The 1,936-nt window shown below is 61.2% G+C and carries 3 protein-coding genes; all 3 read right to left on the reverse strand.

The genetic code is table 11. The annotated features are described in order from the left end of the window. A partial coding sequence (locus GX108_08505) for a formyltransferase (protein ID NLO57062.1) occupies nt 1-315 on the reverse strand: 315 nt, incomplete at its 3' end. Further along, nucleotides 308-1,255, reverse strand: a complete 948-nt coding sequence (locus GX108_08510; protein ID NLO57063.1) for a glycosyltransferase — start codon at nt 1,253-1,255, stop codon at nt 308-310. The genes GX108_08505 and GX108_08510, both read right to left, overlap by 8 nt. Nucleotides 1,256-1,262: 7 nt before the next feature. Then, the coding region (locus GX108_08515) for a UDP-4-amino-4,6-dideoxy-N-acetyl-beta-L-altrosamine transaminase (GenBank protein ID NLO57064.1) at nt 1,263-1,936 on the reverse strand (674 nt) is incomplete at its 5' end.

Raw genomic sequence — 1,936 nt, forward strand, 5'->3', positions numbered from 1 at the left:
GAAGGCACCGAGGCGCGGAAGATAGAGGATGGCCTTGGGGATCATGTCGCGGTAATAAAAGGAAAAGATGACCTCCGGTTTCAGGTTCTTGACGAGTTCCACCGCGGGAGGATCACCGGGGCTGGCAGGAGTAAAGACGGGAACCCCGCCCGCCAGGGCCAGTTCCTTCACTGATTTGAACCAGGTGTTCTCGCTCTTGTCGTCCTCGTAGGTGAGAACGCCCCTGATATCGGCTCCCAGGTCCATCAGCGTCTTCAGGCACCGGTGTCCCACCTCGCTGTAGGCGAATACCACCGTCCCGGGCCTGTCACTCATCCTCATCGCCGTAGACCCGGTTCACCAGGAACCTGGGACGCTTGCGGATTTCCTGGAAGATCCTGCCGATGTACTCCCCGGCTATGCCTACGCAGAACATGGTGACTCCCATGAGGAAAAAATTGATCGTCATGAGGGTGAAGAGGCCTTCCGCCTCGGGCCCCACGATGAGCCTCCTCAGGACCATGTAGATGGAGAAGACGAAACTCTGTCCCGCAATCAGGAGCCCCAGCATTGTGACCGCCTGGAGCGGCACCAGGGAGAAACCCGTCATCAGGTCGAAGTTAAGCCTGATGAGCCTGAACAGGCTGTATTTCGATGTTCCCAGTTCCCTCTCGGAGTGTCCCACCTCGATCTCCGTCGGGTTCAGGGCGAACTTCTGGGCCAGGGCGGGTATGAAGGTGGTCGACTCGGGGCAACTGTTGATCAGGTCCACCACCCGCCGACTGTAGGCCCGCAGCATGCAGCCGTAGTCGTGGAGATTCAGCCCCGTTATCTTATTCGTGATTTCGTTCACTATCTTTGAGGCGATCTTTCTGAAGAAGGGGTCCCTCCTGGTGGACCGGATCGTCCCCACCACGTCATACCCGGCGTCCATCTGCTGCAGGAGCCGGGGTATCTCTTCGGGGGGGTTCTGCAGGTCGGCGTCCATGGTCACGATGGCCTTGCCCTTCGAAACGGAAAATCCGGCCATGATGGCCATGTGCTGGCCGAAGTTGCCGTTGAAGTCCACCACCCTGACGGAACCGGGATGCCTGCCGGCGCTGTCGACCAGCAGGGCGAGCGACCGGTCCCTGCTCCCGTCGTTGACGAAGACCACCTCCCAGCTCTTGTCCAGGCTCTCCATGACGGGGAAAAGCCTTTCAAAAAGACCGGGGAGGGATTCCTCCTCGTTGAAGACGGGTATCACCACCGAAACGTCCAAAGATCCTTTTCCCAAGGGCGCCTCACCTCCCGCAGATCCGCCGGATCGCCTCTATCACGTCGGCCACGTCGTCGTCGGTCATGGCCGGAAACAGCGGTATCGACACTATCCGGTCGCTGACGAACTCGGCACCGGGGTAGTCGCCCCTCTTCCAGCCGTACTCCCTCGCGTAGTAGGAGAAGAGGTGGAGCGCCTGGTAGTGAAGGGCCGTCCCGATGTTCACCTGCCTCATCTTCGCCATAAATTCATCCCGTGAGAAGCCAAGGAAGTCGATATCGATGAGGGGGGTGAGGATGTGCCAGGAGTGGACGTCCCCTTGGGCGGGTTCGGGAGGCAGTACGATACCCGGCAGGCCCTCCAGCCCCTTCCTGTACATACTCACTATCTCCCGCCTCCGGGTGTTGAAGGAAGCCAGCCGGGTCAGCTGGTCGTTCCCGCTGGCGGCCTGGATGTCGAGTATGTTGTACTTCAGGCCCGGGAAGAGCAGGTCGTAATGGGGGGTCCCCGTGGCGGCGTAGCGGTTCCAGGCCCCCTTGCTCATCCCGTGCTGCCTGAGGACGGAGACCCTCTCGGCGGCGTCCTCGCAGGCGGTGCAGACCATGCCCCCCTCCCCGGTGGTGATGTTCTTCGTGGGGTGGAAGCTGAAGACGGCGGCCTGCCTTTCTCTCGCGGGGGCGCCGATGGGCCTTCCCTGGC

The sequence above is a fragment of the Thermovirga sp. genome (genome assembly GCA_012523215.1).
In the GTDB taxonomy this organism is placed as follows: domain Bacteria; phylum Synergistota; class Synergistia; order Synergistales; family Thermovirgaceae; genus 58-81.